Raw genomic sequence first — 17024 nt, 5'->3', positions numbered from 1 at the left:
GAGACTTCATTCGAGAGAGTGAGGTCTCTTTTTTTATCGGTTATGATTAACCTAAAAGTTATTCCTGTATTCCCTCGGTGACATTCCGTAAATTTTTAAGAATGTCCGATTAAATGTGCTCTGGCTTGAAAATCCGGAATTGAGAGCAATGTTTGTGATTGAATCGTCGGTGCTTAAAAGCTGCTCTGCGGCGTATTTTGCACGTATGGATGAAACGTATTCCGACAGACTGACCTTTAATTTTTCGGAAAATGTATGCGATATGTAAAATTTGCTGACGCAGAATTCTTTTGCGAGCAGGTCAAGTGTGATATTTTCTTTGAAATTAAGAGAAATATAAGTTGTGATTTTTTTGGTGAGTCCGGCAACGGGAATGGACTGTTTGTGGGTCAAATTTAATTTTTTTATTAATTTTGAAAAAATAAGCATTGTCCAGGCGACCTGTTCGGTGAAATCAGTACAGCTAAGAAGTTCTTTAAAGGCGAGCTTTACAGAGCTGTCAATGTCGGTAATCACAGGACTTTCGGGTTGTACGTCGAAAAAATTTTGAAATAACCCTTTAAATATACCGGGCAGAAACAAAAGACAGATTTCATCTGTGTCACGGTAAACTTCCCTGTAATAAGTGTGAATGGTGTTCGGAAAAATAATTGCGGCTTCTCCCGCATTGATTTCATAGTCTATTCCGTCGATGTTGATATGCTGGCTCAAATCAAATATATAAAGAATCTCCATATGTTCGTGAACGTGTGTCGGATAGTTTAATTCTCTTTTGTTATGAATTATCTTAATGTCCGAACGCTGAATTTCATAAAAAGGGACCATGTCATAACCTCCTTTTGCTGTATGAATTACTGACTTTTGTGAAAATAGTAGTGTAAATTTTATAAAAATTCAAAATAAATACAGCAATTTTTGAGCAATTCTATGCTAAATCTGACTATTATTCTAAAGTATATTCATATAAAATTCAAGAGTAGAATATACAGAGATTTATATTCTATAAAAAATATTCAGTTAGAAGTAAATGTAATTTGGTAAGGAGGATTTTTATGAGGTTAAAAAGGGGTCTTGCCCTGGTAATGTCGGTTTTATTGGCAGTGCCGGGCATTGTTATGCCGATTGGTTCGGTGAGTGCGAAAGCACAGACGAAGATTGCCGTGAATAAGGCGGAGGAGATTCTGCCTTATCAGGATACGTCGCTTTCTTTTGAAGAGCGTGCGGCAGACCTGGTATCAAGAATGACACTTGAAGAAAAGGTGGCACAGCTCGGATATAAGGCTGCGGGAATCGAGAGACTCGGCGTTGCACCGTACGATTATTGGAAAGAGGCTTTGCACGGAGTTGCAAGACAGGGCACAGCTACAAGTTTTCCGACAGCTCTTTCAATGTCGAATACATGGAACACGGAGCTTATATATAAGCTTGCCGACGCGACATCTACAGAGGCGAGAGCAAAGAATGACAGATATAATCTTTCATATTGGTCACCTACGATTAATATGGCAAGAGACCCGAGATGGGGAAGAAATGAAGAGAGTATGGGAGAGGACCCATATCTTACGGGTCAGCTCGGTGCGGCATTTGTAAACGGCATGCAGGGAAATGATACGACTTATTTGAAGACAATAGCAACATTAAAGCATTTTGCTGCCAATAATAATGAAGCAAAGAGAAGTTCCGGTACATCTGTTATGACGGAATTTAATATGAGAAATTATTATACAAAGGCATTTCAGAATATTACGGAGTCATCAAATCCGGGTTCTGTAATGTCATCTTATAATGCAACAACAGTAAGCAGAAACGGTGAATATATATATAATTTCATACCGTCTCTTTCAAATTCATATCTTCTTAAAGATTTGTTGAGAAGAAGCTGGGGATTTAAGGGATATGTTACAAGCGACTGCGGTGCCGGTGAATATATGCTTAACAACAGCACCTTTAAAATCGGAATGCTCGGAAACGATAAACTTCCTGATGAACAGTATATCGGTACGGTTTATAAGTCAGGTCTTAACCTTGAATGTAATCTCGGCGGCGGTAACAAGTCTACATTATATGGTGTGGCTGCCGTAATGAACGGGTATCTCAGTGAAAAAGAACTTGAGCATACAGTATACGAGTTGTTTTTAAAAAGATTCCAGGCAGGTGAATTTGACGAGAAAACTCCGTACACGGGAACATCTTCTGATGTAATCGAATGTGACGAGCATGTTGAAATCGCTGAAAAGACAGCAGAGGAATCATGGGTTCTTTTAAAGAATGACAATAACACACTTCCGCTCGGAAACAGCGTAAAGAAAGCGGTTGTTGTCGGAAATATGGCAAACACACTTGCTTTGGGCGATTATTCAAGTACACCGACAAAAACGGTTACGCCTATTCAGGGTATTACGACAGAACTCGATAAAAAGAATATAGATGTAAATCATCTCGGTGTAGTATCTGATGATGAACCTTTATTTAATATAAAGAGCATCAATCTGATTTTAAAAGATGGAACAAAACGCAAAGTTGATTTGTCAAAAGCAGAAAAAGTATCGGGAATGACACTTTCAAACGGAACGTTTACAGATGTTACGACAAAAGCTGTTGCGGTTATTTCCAATGTTGATTTTCTTGATGTTGTTTCTGTTGAAGCTGAAATGGCAACAGGAGGAAGAAAAGGAGGTTCGTTAAATATTGCATACGGAAACGGCGGACCTACTGTGGCATCTGTTTCGACAGAGGTAACAGAAAGCACTTCTTCATACATGGCATGTAAGGGTGAATATACAGGTGCGGACGGCGGTTACAACGGAAAAGCCGATATGTATATCAGTGCAAGTGTTTCTGCTAAACCGTTTTCTGTTGAAGCATACAAAACGGAGCTTGATAATGCAGACGTAATTATTGCATATGCGGGAACTGTTCCGAAACAGGCAGGCTTCGGTACGGCAGATTCGTCTGAGTCAAAGGACAGAGCTTCTATAAATCTTCCTGATTCACAGTCACATGTACAGGAACTTGCAGAAGCATATCCTGAAAAGACAATTGTTGTAATGCAGACTGTAGGACAGATTAATGTTGAACCTTTTGCCGATAAGTGCAAAGCAATACTGTGGACATCTTACAACGGACAGACACAGGGAACAGCACTCGGAAAAGTCCTTACGGGGGAGGTAAATCCTTCAGGAAGATTATCGACAACATGGTATAAAAATGACGATGTCAACAAGATGGAGCTTGTCGGAACAACTAAGACTATAGGCGGAATAACAGGCTCATACACGGATTATAATATCCAGGCAGACGGAAATAATCCGGGACATACATATCAGTATTATACAAATACTCCTGTATATCCTTTCGGTTACGGTTTAAGTTATACGAATTTCCAATATTCGGATATGTCTGTTGACAAAACAAAAGCAGATGCAAACGATAAAGTAACAATTTCGGTTAATGTTAAAAATACAGGTTCAGTATCAGGAAAAGAAGTAGTGCAGTTATATGTTTCACATCCGGCGGCAGGAAAGGGAACAACACCGGCAAAGCAGCTTAAAGGTTTTGAAAAGGTTGAGCTTGCTCCGGGAGAGACAAAGAAAGTAACATTTAATCTTAATGTTGCTGATATGTATCTTTTTGACGAGGCAGCACAAAAGGACATTGTTCCTACAGGAACATATACGGCTTATATTTCATCAAATGCAGATGATACAGCAAATAAAAAGACATTTGATGTTACGGGAACACTTAACAGTGTTTTGAAAAATGTTACGGCAATTCCTGACGGAGTTTCGGTTGACGGTCTTATTTGCGAAGATGGCAGCGGACTTGAAGCAGCTTCTGTAATCAAATCAAATGTAACGGCTGTTATGTCTAATGAAGTTATGGTTGATTTGACAGATAAAAATACAGTTGTCTCTTATAAGAGTGCCGATAATGACATCGCTTCGGTTGATTCTGATGGAAATGTAAAATCAGGAAAGAAAGAAGGTGTAACAACGGTTACTGTTTCTGTTACGGTAGACGGTGTTACAAAGACAGATTCTTATCCTGTTGTAAACAAATTACAAATCAAACCTTATCAGTCTGAAATAGATAATGCAAAGGCTGAACTTAAAACGGCATTTGACAGACTTCCAAAGTCAGCTTATTCTGAGAAAAATTACAGTGAAGTGACGGATATATACAATAAGGCCGTTGAAAATCTCGGAAAAGTTTCAACAAGAGACGAGCTTGACAATGTTCTTTCAAAAGCTGTAAATGACATGAATTCCGTAGATATGGATAAGCTTGAGTCTGTTTACAATATCACTTCGGTAAATCCTGAGATTATCAAATCTGGTGTGATTGATTACCGTGATGGCGGAATTCCTGAATATAACGGGGCAACAGGCACAATTACAAATGCGTCACCTTATACGGGAATTGCGTTAAGCGTATCGGATAAAGACGGAAAAATAATAGACAATTCAAAACTTACATGGAAAGTTCAGAAAACAGACGATTCTGTACGTAAGACCGCATCTGTTGACGAAAACGGAAATCTTACGGTATACGGAAACGGAATAATCCAGATTACCGCAACAGACCTTGAAAATATGATTTGCGGAAAAATTACGGTTCATGTAAATACACAGATAGAAGCAGAGTATGCGGATAACGGCAACGGTGCCAGCCTGACGGATTCACAGAAAGGAAGCAGCGGCGGCTTTAATGTCGGCAGTGCCGGAGATACATGGATTGAATATAAGGATGTAAAATTATCAAATATTGACGGTATCACTGCAAGATATGCCGGTAAAAACGATTCGGTAATCAATATAAGTCTTGATAAAAGTGCATTGCCTGATAAGCTCATCGCATCTTCACAGGCAGCAGCAACAGGCACATGGGATACATGGGCAGATACACAATTTACGATTAACGAGGATGTAGTATACAATGCACAGCTTAACGGACTGCTTGATGAGAACGGCTGTACGACGGTATATGTACAGACAAACGGAAGCAATCTTGATTATTTCAGATTGAATTACATAGAAAATAATGATGATTTGCCTTATATCATAAGTAAGGTTGCCAACAGGACAAACGGAAGAGCGAAAGTTACTATTAAATATCGCGGAAGCGTAAAATCATCAGATGTCAAGCTTACGGCACAGGTATTAAATGAAGATTCGTCTGTTAAGAGTACAGTTGAGACTGTTGTATCAGGAACAGGTGAATATGAGATTGAAACAGGAGCGGTTTCGGGTGATATAGTTAAATTTGCAATATATGATGCAAACGGAAAACAGCTTTCCGATTCATATAAAAAGATTTACAAGACACCTAAGGACAGTGAAATTGTAGTTTACAACCTTGAAAATAAGGAGTTTGATTATACAAAGCTCACAGGAGGTACAGATGGAACTGTTTATGCGGACACGGTAAACGGTCTTTGCGGATACGGTTCATGGACACTTGCCTCTAAAAAAGGAACATATACCTATACAGATGCAAATGATAAGACATATGAGTATTCATTTAACAAAGCATGGCAGGCAGGTTCGGGAAGCACGACAAAGAGAAGCCTTTATTTCACACCGAAAGCACCATGTAAGGTAACGGCTGTATTTTTGGGCGGTGATGCTGCAAGAAGCATGACTGTTTATCAAAGCGAAGATAATAAGGCAACTCAGCCGGGTACGGGTTCTGTGGCTTCTGTAAGTCTTGAAGTAAAAGATACACAAAATCCTGTATACATTTACGGCGGCAGCAGCAATAAACAGATATTTGCTGTAATAGTAGAGTATTATGCCGACGGTGCAGGCGATTCGGAAGATGAAATAAAAGATATTGACACACCTGTTCAGTTTGTTGACTGGGGCGGTGCAAAAGCAGTTCTTACGAAAAATGACCTGACCGACAATACAAAAGTATGGATACAGGACAGCAACGGCACAATGACACAACTTAGTACGGAGTATTTTGCCGAAGCAGATGTTGCATACAATGCAAACGATAAGTATACAATAAATGCACTTGCTGTATATAAAGACAGATTATACGCATCATGCGATAACGGACTTGTGATTGTTTTTACAAGCTGTCAGAAGTGTTACAAGCTTAAAAAAGTCAGTGATTTCGATAATAAGATAATGACTATAGAAAATGATATTATGACTGTCAGCGACGGAACAAACAAAAAAGAAATCGAGATGGGAAGCATCGGAGGAAATTCGATAGAACCTGACGAAGCTAATGTTCTGCTCGCAAACGGTGCAAAGCTTATTGATGTAAGAACAGCGGAAGAATTTGAAGAAAAATGGGCAATCGACTCAATTAATATTCCGTTGGATACATTGGAGACGGGACTTAGTATTTATGACAAGAGCACACCGCTTATCTTTGCGTGTGCATCAGGTGTAAGAGCCGAAAGTGCTGTTAAAAAGGCAATGGAATTAGGATATACGAATGTATACAATCTTGGAAGTTTTGAAAAGATGCCTACACAAGAAAAAACACCGGACCCAACACCGACACCGGGCCCAACACCGACACCAGACCCAACACCGACACCGGACCCAACACCTAATCCGACGCCGGGAACAGATGATTCAAACGGAAACGGCGGAAACAGCCAGGGAACAACAGATGACACCAATACGGATGAATCTAAGACAGAACAGTCCAAGACAGAAGAAGCTGTTGCAACAGGTGAAAGCGGATTATTATGGTATTCAGTAAGTGCGGCTGTAACAGCACTTGGTGCGGGATTTGCACTTACAGGCAAAAAGTGCAGAAAAGATGAAGAGTAATCAATAATTGCACAAAAAAATTATTTGCGGAATCAGTTCCGACGAATAGAAACAATATGCTCCTTTTCGGGCGGACAAGTGAGAAGAAACAATCACTTCACGCACGGAAAGGAGCGTTTTAATTTACATGGAAATATCGTGTTTTATGATTTCGGAAGATATTTTAAAAGTTTAATGTAATAGCTATAAAAATAGGTTATATTTATCCTAGAATATGTGTACAATAAAAAAGAGAGGTGTGTATTGTGACAGTAGATACAAATACAATGATTTCTATAACAGAAGCTAATCAGAATTTTTCAAAGGTTGCAAGAGTTGTTGACGAATATGGTGCAGCGGTTATTCTTAAAAACAATGTACCAAGGTATCTTGTAATTGACTTTAGTAAAGCGGAGAAAGAAAAAATAGCATCTGCAGAGGACGTATATGTTATATCAGAGCGTCTTATTAAGCAGAATATGCAGGCTTATGAGGTGCTTGCTGAATGATAAGATTAAGCAGAGAGCAGGTTGTTGCACTTCACGAAAGGCTGATTGAAGCTACGGGAGGCAGTAACGGTATTCGTGACTTGGCATCGGGTAAAATCGTTACTGAGGATATGTTAAAATGGATTATTAGTCATGAGAAATAATTATAAATATTGTTTTGTAAAATTTAATATGAAAAATAAAACACGGTATTTTTTGAGTATTGACACGAAGTGTCCGAATCAAAAAATACCGTGTTTTATATTTTACAAAATATGCGGGATGTTAATTATATAACCCGCATTTTATATTATAATGTACATTCACGGTGTAAATTTAATACTGTATAATTCCTACAGCAGTGTTTCATACTTAGGCATAATACCGATTCCGATTGTTGTAGGACCTGTGTGTACGCCTGTTATTGAGCTTACACGTAAGTCAAAACGTTCACGGCTCTCGACACATTTGATTTTGAAATCTTCTTCAACCTGACGGCGGAGCTCGTCACATTCGTCCGGCGTAGTTGCCGATGCAACCGAAATATCGTAAGTATTCGGGTCAATGTTTCTGCTTGTGAAATATTTTTTGCAGCTTTCAAATACGTTTGCAACCGATTTTTTGCGTGTACGGCAGAGACCGCTTACGTTTACCTCACCGTTTTTAAGGAAAAGACTTGGCCTGATATTTAAAATTCCTGTTACCATAGATGCGAGTTTTCCAAGACGACCCCCTTTTTTGATATAATCAAGAGAGCCGATTGTAAAGTAAACTGTTCCGATGTCTGTCATTTTCTGAAGAATAGATACCGCTTTTTCATAAGGAATGTTATCGCGGTTCATACGGATTGCTTCATATACTAAAAGACCTTCAGCAGCAGATATGAACTGAGAATTGATTACTGTGATTTTTGCATCCGGATAATCTTCCATAACCTGCTGTGCTGCCATTCTTGCAGAGTTGACTGCACCACTTAAAGCAGTAGAAAGGCATATTGTAACAATTGGAATGTTTTCCTTTACGGCAGGAAGATATGCGTCTATATAATCCTGGACACTTGGAAGAGATGTTCTTGGATATATCTTTTCCTCTGTTATGCGTCTGTAGAATTCATCAGTTGAAAGCTCAGTTCTGTCTTTGTAATAAGTTTCACCGTCAAATGTTATATAAAGCGGAATGAGTGTGACATCTACGGAAGCTGCATAATCCATAAGAAAATCGCATGCTGTGTCTGTAATTATTTTAAACATAAAATTAAATCTCCAATTTCTATTACTTATAATATTTTTCCTATTACCTTTATGAATGGTTACTTTAAATGTTTATCACGGAGCATAAAGACGCAATAAAATATTTACATTAATATATCACATAGTATTAAAAACTACAATACATAAGGCTGGGAATTGCAAGTTAAAATATAGATGTATGCAAAAATAAACAATTTAAAGTAAAGTTGCATAAAATAATTGACGTATATATAAAAAAATAGTAAAATTTATATAAATAATTCAGTGCGATGTGTGTAAGCCTGATTGTTAATTAAACAAAAAAGAGGAGAAGATTAATGGCAGCTTTATTAATTTTAGTCATTGTGGCAGCACTGCTGGCACTTGGATATGCGGCATTTAATTTTATCGGCGTCAAAAAGCTTGATGAAGGAACAGACCGTATGTCAGAGATCGCGGAAGCTATCAGAGTTGGAGCTAACGCATTTATTACTTATGAGTATAAGATTATAGGTATTGTAGTGGTTATTATTGCAATTATATTTGCAGCAATTTTTTCAGTCCAGTATGGAAAATTCAGCTGGGAGCCATCAGTATGTTTCATCATCGGAGTTGTGATGAGTGCATCAGCAGGATGGGTAGGAATGAAGATTGCAACTTATGCAAATGTCAGAGTATCTAATACAGCAAGAAAGACTAAGAATATCGGTTCAACACTCAAGGTAGCATTAAAGGGTGGTTCTGTAATGGGATTATGTGTAGGTGGTTTCGCACTTCTTGGTTTATTCCTTGTATACATAATTTTCGGTTACGGTCTTAATATGATTTCAATCAGTGCACTTCGTGATGGACAGCATATTTTCACACAGTGTCTTTCATGTTATGCATTGGGATGTTCTATCGTAGCTATGTTTAACCGTGTCGGTGGTGGTATTTATACAAAGGCGGCAGATATGGGTGCCGACCTTGTAGGTAAGACGGAAGCACACATTCCGGAAGATGACCCTCGTAACCCGGCAACAATAGCAGATAACGTAGGTGATAATGTAGGTGATGTTGCAGGACTTGGTTCAGACCTGCTCGAATCGTTTGTAGGAGCTATATCATCTGCAATTATTCTTGCAGTAAGCTTATTCCTTTCAAATATCGCAAATAAACTTACGGTTTCAGATACACTTCTTATGAAGATGATGTATTTTCCACTTGTTTTTGCGGCAATTGGCCTTATTGCTTCGTGTCTTGGCATCGCATATGTTCTTATTAAGAAAGGCTCAGATAGTCCTCACAGGGATTTGAATATTTCAACATGGAGTGCAGCCGTAATCACAATCATAGGCGGCTTTGTTGCGACATATTTTATGTTTAAGCCTGAAACTAAAGCGGTACTTGATGTTGCAGGATTTAAGACAGGATATACATCACCTTGGATAGCAGCGTCACTTGGTGTTATTAGTGGTGTTATTATCGGTGCAATAGCAGAATATTATACAAGTTATGATTATAATCCGACTAAGAAGATTGCTGAGAGTGCAAAAGAAGGAGCAGCACTTACAATTACACAGGGTCTTGCAGTGGGCATGAAGTCTTGTATGCTTCCACTCATTATCCTTGGTATAACAACATACGTTTCATATGCTGTGTCCGGAATGTTTGGTATTGCTATGGCAGCTGTTGGCATGCTTTCATTTGTATCCGCAACAGTTTCTGTTGATACATATGGACCTATTTCAGATAATGCAGGCGGAATTGCTGAGATGTCAGAACTTGAGCCTGAGGTTCGTGAGATTACAGATAAACTTGATTCAGTAGGTAATACAACAGCAGCAATCGGCAAAGGTTTTGCCATTGGTTCTGCTTCATTTGCCGCACTTTCACTTATGGTTAGTTTCCTTTATGCATTCCAGCCTGAAGGTTCACAGCTTGAACTTAACTTTACAAATCCGCTTATTCTTGCTGGTGCCTTAATCGGTGGTGCACTTCCTTTCCTTTTCTCAGGAATGCTTATTGAAGCTGTTGCCAATGCGGCACGTAAGATGGTTGATGAAGTAAGAAGACAGTTTAAAGAAATTCCTGGAATTCTTGAAGGTAAAGCAAAACCTGATTATAAGACATGTATAGAGATTTCTTCACAGGGAGCTTTAAAAGAGATGAGAATGCCGGCTATTCTTTCAATTATTTTCCCTGTAATTTCAGGTTTCCTTTTCGGACCTTACTTTGTAGGCGGACTTCTTATCGGTGCAACACTTTCAGCTATTATGCTTGCAATATTTACAGGTAATGCAGGTGGTGCATGGGATAATGCAAAGAAGTATATTGAATCAGGTGCTTTTGAGGGACAGGGCAAAGGCTCTCCGGCACATGATGCGGCAGTTGTAGGTGATACAGTAGGTGATCCTCTTAAAGATACAGTAGGACCATCACTTGATATTCTTATCAAGATTATGTCAACAGTTTCACTTGTTGCAGCAGTTCTTTTCTACAACTATAACCTGTTATATCTCATTTTCGGAATCAGATAAAATATTTTTGTATTAAATGCACATACTTATAAAAATTTAAGAGGTACAGGGCGTGAAAAAGCGTTCTGTACCTTTTTGTTATAGATATCTATTAAGAATAGGTATTGGACATAATAGATATCATAATTTAAAATAAAAATTGTAAATAATAAAATTATAATTTTTATTTGAAAGGACTGATTTTGATTATGAAAATAAAAAATGCAGCGGCAAAAATATTACTGCCTGTAATGATATTATCATTTCTTGTGTCATGTGCATCAAAAAAGTCAGGAAATACTGATATAAAACAAGATACAGCACAAGGTACAGCACAAAATTCAGATGCCATGGATGATGATATTCCAAGAAATCCATATGGTGACACGGATTTTTCAAGACCTCAGGGATTTGATGAAAAAAGAGATGGTGTTGATTATGGATACATGAATGACAGGGTTATTTATTACAGTTCAACGATAGGAAAAGACAAGATGTGCGGCGTGCTTTTGCCGGCAGGATATGATGAAAAAAAGAAATATCCGGTTGTTTATGTGCTTCATGGATTTGGAGGAGACCATTTTGACTGGAGCCGTGATGACAGTTATCTTGATATTGTTTATGGAAATATGCTCGTTGACGGTACTGCAAAGCCTATGATAATAGTCACTGTTGATATGTATACATCGGAAATTGCATCAAAGGAGACAGCTACAGGAGAACAGTCAAGAACAGCTTATGATAATTTTGTCAATGATTTGCAAAATGATTTGATGCCGTTTATAGAAAGAACATATTCTGTAAAAACAGGGCGTGAAAATACCGGAATAATAGGAACATCACAGGGTGGAACAGAGTGCCTTGCAATAGGATTTATAATGCAGGATAAAATAGGATATATAAGCTCTCTTGCACCATGTCCGGGCGTTATACCGACACAGTTTAATGCAGGCTCATTCTGGAACAAGCCGATTCTTGAAGATTTTGAGATAAAAAGTGAAGAGACAAAGCCGGTTTATCTGTCACTTATGGTAGGCAGCCGTGACCCATGGTGTCTTGATTCTACCAGATATTATCATCAGAAACTTACGGAAGAAGGAATAAAACATGATTATTTTGAAGTCGAAGGCAGCGGGCATGACGATGATGTCTGGAAAGCAGGATTATATAATTTATTCAAGAGATGTTTTTAAAAATCATTTTATTAAAATTAACGTAACATTTATGTAACATTTACCATAAAACATATTGAAAAATCTGCGTTATTAGCGTACTATAAATATGTGGTGTTATATGACCACGGAATGGAGATTAGTATGAAAGTTACAGCTTTTTTGACAGACGGATTTGAGACAGTTGAAGCACTTGCTGTTATAGATATTTGCAGGCGTGCAGGAATAGATACAGATACAGTTTCAATTACAGGTGATAAAAATGTTATAAGTGCACAAAATATACCTGTAAAAGCAGATTATTTTTTTGATGAAGTTAATCTTGAAGAGTCAGATTTATTATTTCTTCCGGGAGGGCCTGGACATAAATCATATATGGAAAATGAAAAACTTCTTAATGCATTAAAGGAGCATGATAAAAAGGGAAAAAGGATTGCTGCGATATGTGCAGCTCCAAGCATACTCGGAAGAATAGGGCTTTTAAAAGGAAAGAAAGCAACATGTTTTCCTGGATTTGAAAAATATCTCGATGGAGCACAGGTACTTTTAGCACCTGTGAGAGTTGTAACTGATGGAAATATTACAACCTCAAGAGGAATGGGTACTTCTGTTGACCTGGGACTTGAGATAGTAAAGCTGCTTATAAGTGAAGAAAAAGCCAAAGAACTTGCTGCTTCAACACAGTATGCAGACTGATTATTTGTTATGAATGGGGAATATAATGGGAAGTTTATATGATAACTCTGGTGAAGATATATATGCAAGGCGTGATATTGAGAAAAGAAGAAAGCATGCCATGGCAATGAAGAAAAAAAGAAAACGTCAGATATTGAAAAGAAAAATTATGCTTTTTACGGGAGCTGCAGCAATACTTGTGGCATCATTGGGGCTGACGGCTGCTGTGCGAAAGAATAATACGGCATCCGGAAGCAGTCTCAATCCCAAAGAGACACAGCAGGTTGCCATAGATGCCAATGCTGATGCGGCAAATGATGATAATATTGATAAAAAAGATGAAAAAAAATTTGTATATGCACAAAAGAGCAGCGATTATAAAGAGATAACAGATGCAACAGTAAGAACGCCTTATGTTGCACTGCTTGATGTAAATAATAATAAAATTATAGCAGGACGTGAAGCAGAATCACGTATTTATCCGGCATCGATGACAAAAGTAATGTCACTTATTGTTGCAGTTGAGAATGTTAAAGATGTGACGAAGATGTATCAGTTTACTAATAAACTTTTATATCCGCTTTATAATGCACAGGCTTCAGTTGCTGGATTTGGAACAAATGAGATTGTGCCTGTATCTGACCTCTTTTACGGAATGATTCTGCCTTCAGGAGCTGATGCAGCAGCGGCACTTGCAGAGATAGTTGCAGGTTCAGAAGAACAGTTTGCGGTTCTTATGAATAAAAAATGTGAAGAACTTGGATTGAAAAATACACATTTTGTCAATTCGACAGGTTTATATGATGATGAGCAGTATACAACACCATCAGAGATGGCAATGATTATGAAGTATGCAATGGAGAATTCCGAATGTGCAAAGGTTTTATCGACATTCCAGTATACAACAGAAAAGACAACACAGCATCCGGATGGAATACTTCTTACAAATACTATGTTCAGCCGTATGTATGGAACAGAGGTTGAAGGTGTGACAATTACAGCCGGTAAGACAGGTTATACGGATGAAGCATTAAACTGCCTTGTAAGTTATGCTGTAAAAGGTGACAAGAGTTATATTTGTGTTACTTCGCATGCACACAACAAATGGCATTGCGTTTTTGATTCTTTTGAAATTTACGGGAATTATTTGCCATAATATTTTTTGTGAATGTTGAACATAATAACATCAGGATAGCAGCGAGAGCTGTTATTCAAATTCAAAACAGATTATAAATGTTTGCTATGGAGGTGTTTTTATGAACAATTCAACAGCGTCAAGCAAGACAAAGAAAGAAGCACAGAGTGCATTAGACAGATTTAAGATGGAAGTAGCTTCAGAAATCGGTGTAAACTTAAAAGAGGGTTACAATGGTGACCTCACATCAGCAGAAGCCGGTTCTGTAGGTGGTAACATGGTTAAAAAGATGATTAAGAGACAGGAAGAGCAGATGTCACAGGGCAACTAATCTGACTGCCTTATGACGGCATTGAAGACAGAAAAATGAGTCGGGGCTGCTGTCATTAAGTATAAGAGAAAAGAAGAGACGGGAGGTTTAAAACCCCTCGTCTCTTCTTTGCTTTCTTAATTCAATTCTTTTTTCAGCAGCATCCCATTTGGCCTGTTCATCGATAGTCTGTATTTTAAGACGTGGAACTTCGACAGGTTTATTGTTTGCATCAAGTGCAACCATAACAAAAAATGCTCTGTTTACAGGATGTCTTGAACCATCAGGACGCTCAACGTATGTGTCAATTCGTATTTCCATAGAACTGCGTCCTACATGTGTCACATAACCGATTATTACAATTACGTCATTTTCATAGCAGGGCTCTTTAAATTGAAGATTATCAATACATGCAGTTGTAAGATTGCCTTCACAATGTCTTCTAGCAACAATGCCGGCAACTTCATCTATCCACATGAGAAGCTGTCCACCGAATAATCTTCCGGCACTGTTCATGTGTTTGCTGAAAAGAAGGTGTGAAACCTCAGTTTTTGAATCTTCAACTGTTTTTATTTTTAATTCTGACATAAATCCTCCTTACGTCTCCACTTTGTGATTATACAGGTGGGGCAGATGTTCTGACAACAAATATAATTATAAAATATTATGCCAATTTAATAAAGTTTTGTAAAGTGAAAAATTTTGCTGGTAATATCAAAATATCTATGATATAATCCATTAGTATGTACGTTGTACGATTGAAATATTTTACATATATTTAAGGAGGAAATTTATAAAATGAGTTTCAAAGTTGAACAGTTAGAAGAAAAGAATATGGTTAAACTTGTGATTGAAGCTTCTGCCGAAGAATTTGAGGCCGGCTTGAACGCAGCATACAATAAGAACAAGAACAAGATTAGTGTACCTGGTTTCAGAAAAGGTAAAGCACCTCGTAAGATGATTGAACAGCTTTATGGTTCACAGATTTTCTTTGAAGATGCAGCTAATGAGATTATTCCTGATGCATATGCGGACGCAGCTAAGGAAAGTGGTCTTGACATCGTTTCACAGCCAAAGGTAAGCATTGAGCAGCTTGAAGCTGGAAAGCCATTTATCTTTGCAGCAGAAGTGGCAGTAAGACCAGAAGTAGAACTTGGCGAGTACAAGGGTGTTGAAGTAACTAAGGCTGATGCAGAAGTTACAGATGCTGATGTTGAAGAAGAATTAAAGAAGGTTCAGGATCAGAACTCAAGAACAGTAAGTGTTGAAGACAGAGCTGTTAAAGATGGTGATATGACTGTTATTGATTTTGAAGGATTTATTGATGGAGAAGCTTTTGAAGGTGGTAAGGGTGAGAATTATCCTCTTACAATCGGTTCACATTCATTCATCGATACATTTGAAGAGCAGATGATTGGAATGAATATTGGTGAAGAAAAAGAACTTAATGTTACATTCCCAGAGGATTATCATGCTGAGAACTTAAAGGGTAAGCCAGCTACATTCAAGGTTACTGTAAAGGAAATTAAAGAAAAGCAGCTTCCTGAACTTGATGACGATTTCGCTCAGGATGTATCAGATTTCGATACACTTGCTGAATACAAGGATGATTTAAAGAAGAAGATTGCAGAACGCAAGGAATCAGAAGCTAAGGCTAAGAAAGAATCAGAAGCTATTGAAAAAGTAGTTGAAGCAGCTAAGATGGATATTCCACAGGCTATGATTGATACACAGGTAAACAGAATGCTTGAAGATTTTGCTATGAGACTTCAGCAGCAGGGTCTTTCTGTTGAGCAGTATTTCCAGTATACAGGAATGACAGCAGATAAGATTATGGAAGAGATGAAACCTGAAGCAGTTAAGAGAATTAAGAACAGCCTTGTTCTTGAAGCTGTTGCTAAGGCAGAGAATATTGAAGTATCAGAAGAAGAATTTGAAGCAGAACTTCAGAAGATGGCTGATATGTACAAGATGGAAATTGAAAAGATTAAAGAGTTTATGCAGGATGCAGAAGCTAAGCAGATGAAAGATGATATTGCTATCCAGAAGGCAGTTGAATTAATCGTTTCTTCAGCAGTTGAAAAGTAATAAACTGAATTGATTTTTATTGGCATAATGCACAAAGAAATGGAGGGAAATTATGAGTTTAGTACCTTACGTCATAGAGCAGAACAGCCGTGGTGAGAGATCATATGATATTTATTCACGACTTTTAAAGGACAGAATCATTTTTCTTGGAGAAGAAGTTACAGATGTTTCAGCAAATATAATTGTTGCACAGATGTTATTCCTTGAAGCAGAAGATCCAAGCAAAGATATTCATTTGTATATTAACAGCCCTGGTGGTTCAGTATCAGCAGGTTTTGCTATTTATGATACAATGCAGTACATTAAATGCGATGTTTCAACCATTTGTATGGGTATGGCAGCAAGTATGGGTGCATTTCTTCTTTCCGGCGGTGCTAAAGGCAAGAGAATGGCTCTTCCTAATGCGGAAATTATGATTCACCAGCCATCCGGCGGTGCAAGAGGTCAGGAAACTGAGATTCGTATTGTGGCAGAGAATATTTTAAAGACAAGAAACAAATTAAATGAGATTCTTGCTGCTAACACGGGCAAGTCTGTCGAAGAGATTGCAAGAGATACGGAACGTGATAATTATATGACAGCACAGGAAGCACTTGCATATGGACTTATTGACAGTATAGTTGAAAAGAGATAATATGTGCGAAGGGCTGTCACTT

At 38.0% G+C, this 17024-nt stretch carries 13 protein-coding genes; 10 read left to right on the top strand and 3 right to left on the bottom strand.

The window, feature by feature from the left end; all coding sequences use genetic code 11:
* Nucleotides 1–51: 51 nt before the first annotated feature.
* Nucleotides 52–825: a helix-turn-helix transcriptional regulator gene (locus tag H8S01_RS04515; RefSeq protein WP_021867172.1), complete on the bottom strand. Its 774-nt coding sequence runs from the start codon at nt 823–825 to the stop codon at nt 52–54.
* A gap of 227 nt (nt 826–1052) precedes the next feature.
* Here H8S01_RS04515 and H8S01_RS04510 point away from each other — a divergent pair, with 227 nt between their 5' ends.
* The 3 genes from H8S01_RS04510 to H8S01_RS04500 all read left to right on the top strand — a co-directional run bounded on the left by H8S01_RS04510 (nt 1053) and on the right by H8S01_RS04500 (nt 7425).
* Nucleotides 1053–6794: a glycoside hydrolase family 3 C-terminal domain-containing protein gene (locus H8S01_RS04510; protein WP_186836317.1), complete on the top strand. Its 5742-nt coding sequence runs from the start codon at nt 1053–1055 to the stop codon at nt 6792–6794.
* Between the two features lie 245 nt (nt 6795–7039).
* Nucleotides 7040–7282, top strand: coding sequence for a hypothetical protein (locus tag H8S01_RS04505; RefSeq protein ID WP_021867174.1), 243 nt, complete (start codon nt 7040–7042; stop codon nt 7280–7282).
* Nucleotides 7279–7425 carry a hypothetical protein gene (locus tag H8S01_RS04500; RefSeq protein ID WP_186836316.1) on the top strand — a complete coding sequence of 49 codons (147 nt, stop codon included), beginning with the start codon at nt 7279–7281 and terminating at the stop codon, nt 7423–7425. Before H8S01_RS04505 ends, H8S01_RS04500 begins: the two co-directional genes overlap by 4 nt.
* A 189-nt stretch (nt 7426–7614) precedes the next feature.
* On the opposite strand, the gene H8S01_RS04495 is transcribed toward H8S01_RS04500, so the two are convergent.
* Nucleotides 7615–8511 carry a DegV family protein gene (locus H8S01_RS04495; RefSeq protein WP_186836315.1) on the bottom strand — a complete coding sequence of 299 codons (897 nt, stop codon included), beginning with the start codon at nt 8509–8511 and terminating at the stop codon, nt 7615–7617.
* Between the two features lie 317 nt (nt 8512–8828).
* Between H8S01_RS04495 and H8S01_RS04490 the strand changes: the two genes are divergently transcribed.
* The 5 genes from H8S01_RS04490 to H8S01_RS04470 all read left to right on the top strand — a co-directional run bounded on the left by H8S01_RS04490 (nt 8829) and on the right by H8S01_RS04470 (nt 14301).
* On the top strand, nt 8829–11009 hold the full coding sequence (locus H8S01_RS04490; RefSeq protein WP_021867177.1) for a sodium-translocating pyrophosphatase: 2181 nt from the start codon (nt 8829–8831) through the stop codon (nt 11007–11009).
* Nucleotides 11010–11197: 188 nt separating this feature from the next.
* Nucleotides 11198–12181 (top strand): alpha/beta hydrolase, encoded by a 984-nt coding sequence (locus tag H8S01_RS04485; RefSeq protein WP_186836314.1) that lies wholly within the window; start codon nt 11198–11200, stop codon nt 12179–12181.
* A 123-nt stretch (nt 12182–12304) separates the two neighbouring features.
* Nucleotides 12305–12856, top strand: a complete 552-nt coding sequence (locus H8S01_RS04480; RefSeq protein WP_021867180.1) for a DJ-1 family glyoxalase III — start codon at nt 12305–12307, stop codon at nt 12854–12856.
* A 25-nt stretch (nt 12857–12881) separates the two neighbouring features.
* Nucleotides 12882–13991, top strand: a complete 1110-nt coding sequence (locus tag H8S01_RS04475) for a D-alanyl-D-alanine carboxypeptidase family protein (protein ID WP_186836313.1) — start codon at nt 12882–12884, stop codon at nt 13989–13991.
* Between the two features lie 100 nt (nt 13992–14091).
* Nucleotides 14092–14301, top strand: coding sequence for an alpha/beta-type small acid-soluble spore protein (locus H8S01_RS04470; protein WP_021867182.1), 210 nt, complete (start codon nt 14092–14094; stop codon nt 14299–14301).
* An 87-nt stretch (nt 14302–14388) separates the two neighbouring features.
* On the opposite strand, the gene H8S01_RS04465 is transcribed toward H8S01_RS04470, so the two are convergent.
* Nucleotides 14389–14868 (bottom strand): acyl-CoA thioesterase, encoded by a 480-nt coding sequence (locus tag H8S01_RS04465; protein WP_021867183.1) that lies wholly within the window; start codon nt 14866–14868, stop codon nt 14389–14391.
* 210 nt (nt 14869–15078) lie between these two features.
* Between H8S01_RS04465 and tig the strand changes: the two genes are divergently transcribed.
* Together tig and clpP are read left to right on the top strand one after the other, a co-directional pair.
* A complete protein-coding gene (gene tig / locus H8S01_RS04460) occupies nt 15079–16368 on the top strand; it encodes a trigger factor (protein WP_186836312.1) in 1290 nt (429 codons plus the stop codon).
* Nucleotides 16369–16420: 52 nt separating this feature from the next.
* A complete protein-coding gene (clpP, locus tag H8S01_RS04455) occupies nt 16421–17002 on the top strand; it encodes an ATP-dependent Clp endopeptidase proteolytic subunit ClpP (RefSeq protein WP_021867185.1) in 582 nt (193 codons plus the stop codon).
* The last annotated feature ends 22 nt before the right edge of the window (nt 17003–17024 follow it).

The sequence above is a fragment of the Lachnospira hominis (ex Liu et al. 2021) genome, assembly GCF_014287955.1.
In the GTDB taxonomy this organism is placed as follows: Bacteria; Bacillota; Clostridia; order Lachnospirales; family Lachnospiraceae; genus Lachnospira; species Lachnospira hominis.
Note: the sequence above shows the minus strand (reverse complement) of the source record. Positions and strands in the feature narration are given on the sequence as shown.

What these genes read in the sequence shown, in the direction of transcription:
- H8S01_RS04510 (WP_186836317.1), top strand. Translation starts at nt 1,053, where the DNA reads ATGAGGTTAAAAAGGGGTCTTGCCCTGGTAATGTCGGTTTTATTGGCA.
- H8S01_RS04475 (WP_186836313.1), top strand. Translation starts at nt 12,882, where the DNA reads ATGGGAAGTTTATATGATAACTCTGGTGAAGATATATATGCAAGGCGT.
- clpP (WP_021867185.1), top strand. Translation starts at nt 16,421, where the DNA reads ATGAGTTTAGTACCTTACGTCATAGAGCAGAACAGCCGTGGTGAGAGA.
- H8S01_RS04470 (WP_021867182.1), top strand. Translation starts at nt 14,092, where the DNA reads ATGAACAATTCAACAGCGTCAAGCAAGACAAAGAAAGAAGCACAGAGT.
- H8S01_RS04480 (WP_021867180.1), top strand. Translation starts at nt 12,305, where the DNA reads ATGAAAGTTACAGCTTTTTTGACAGACGGATTTGAGACAGTTGAAGCA.
- H8S01_RS04495 (WP_186836315.1), bottom strand. Translation starts at nt 8,511, where the DNA reads ATGTTTAAAATAATTACAGACACAGCATGCGATTTTCTTATGGATTAT.
- H8S01_RS04515 (WP_021867172.1), bottom strand. Translation starts at nt 825, where the DNA reads ATGGTCCCTTTTTATGAAATTCAGCGTTCGGACATTAAGATAATTCAT.
- H8S01_RS04485 (WP_186836314.1), top strand. Translation starts at nt 11,198, where the DNA reads ATGAAAATAAAAAATGCAGCGGCAAAAATATTACTGCCTGTAATGATA.
- H8S01_RS04490 (WP_021867177.1), top strand. Translation starts at nt 8,829, where the DNA reads ATGGCAGCTTTATTAATTTTAGTCATTGTGGCAGCACTGCTGGCACTT.
- tig (WP_186836312.1), top strand. Translation starts at nt 15,079, where the DNA reads ATGAGTTTCAAAGTTGAACAGTTAGAAGAAAAGAATATGGTTAAACTT.
- H8S01_RS04500 (WP_186836316.1), top strand. Translation starts at nt 7,279, where the DNA reads ATGATAAGATTAAGCAGAGAGCAGGTTGTTGCACTTCACGAAAGGCTG.
- H8S01_RS04465 (WP_021867183.1), bottom strand. Translation starts at nt 14,868, where the DNA reads ATGTCAGAATTAAAAATAAAAACAGTTGAAGATTCAAAAACTGAGGTT.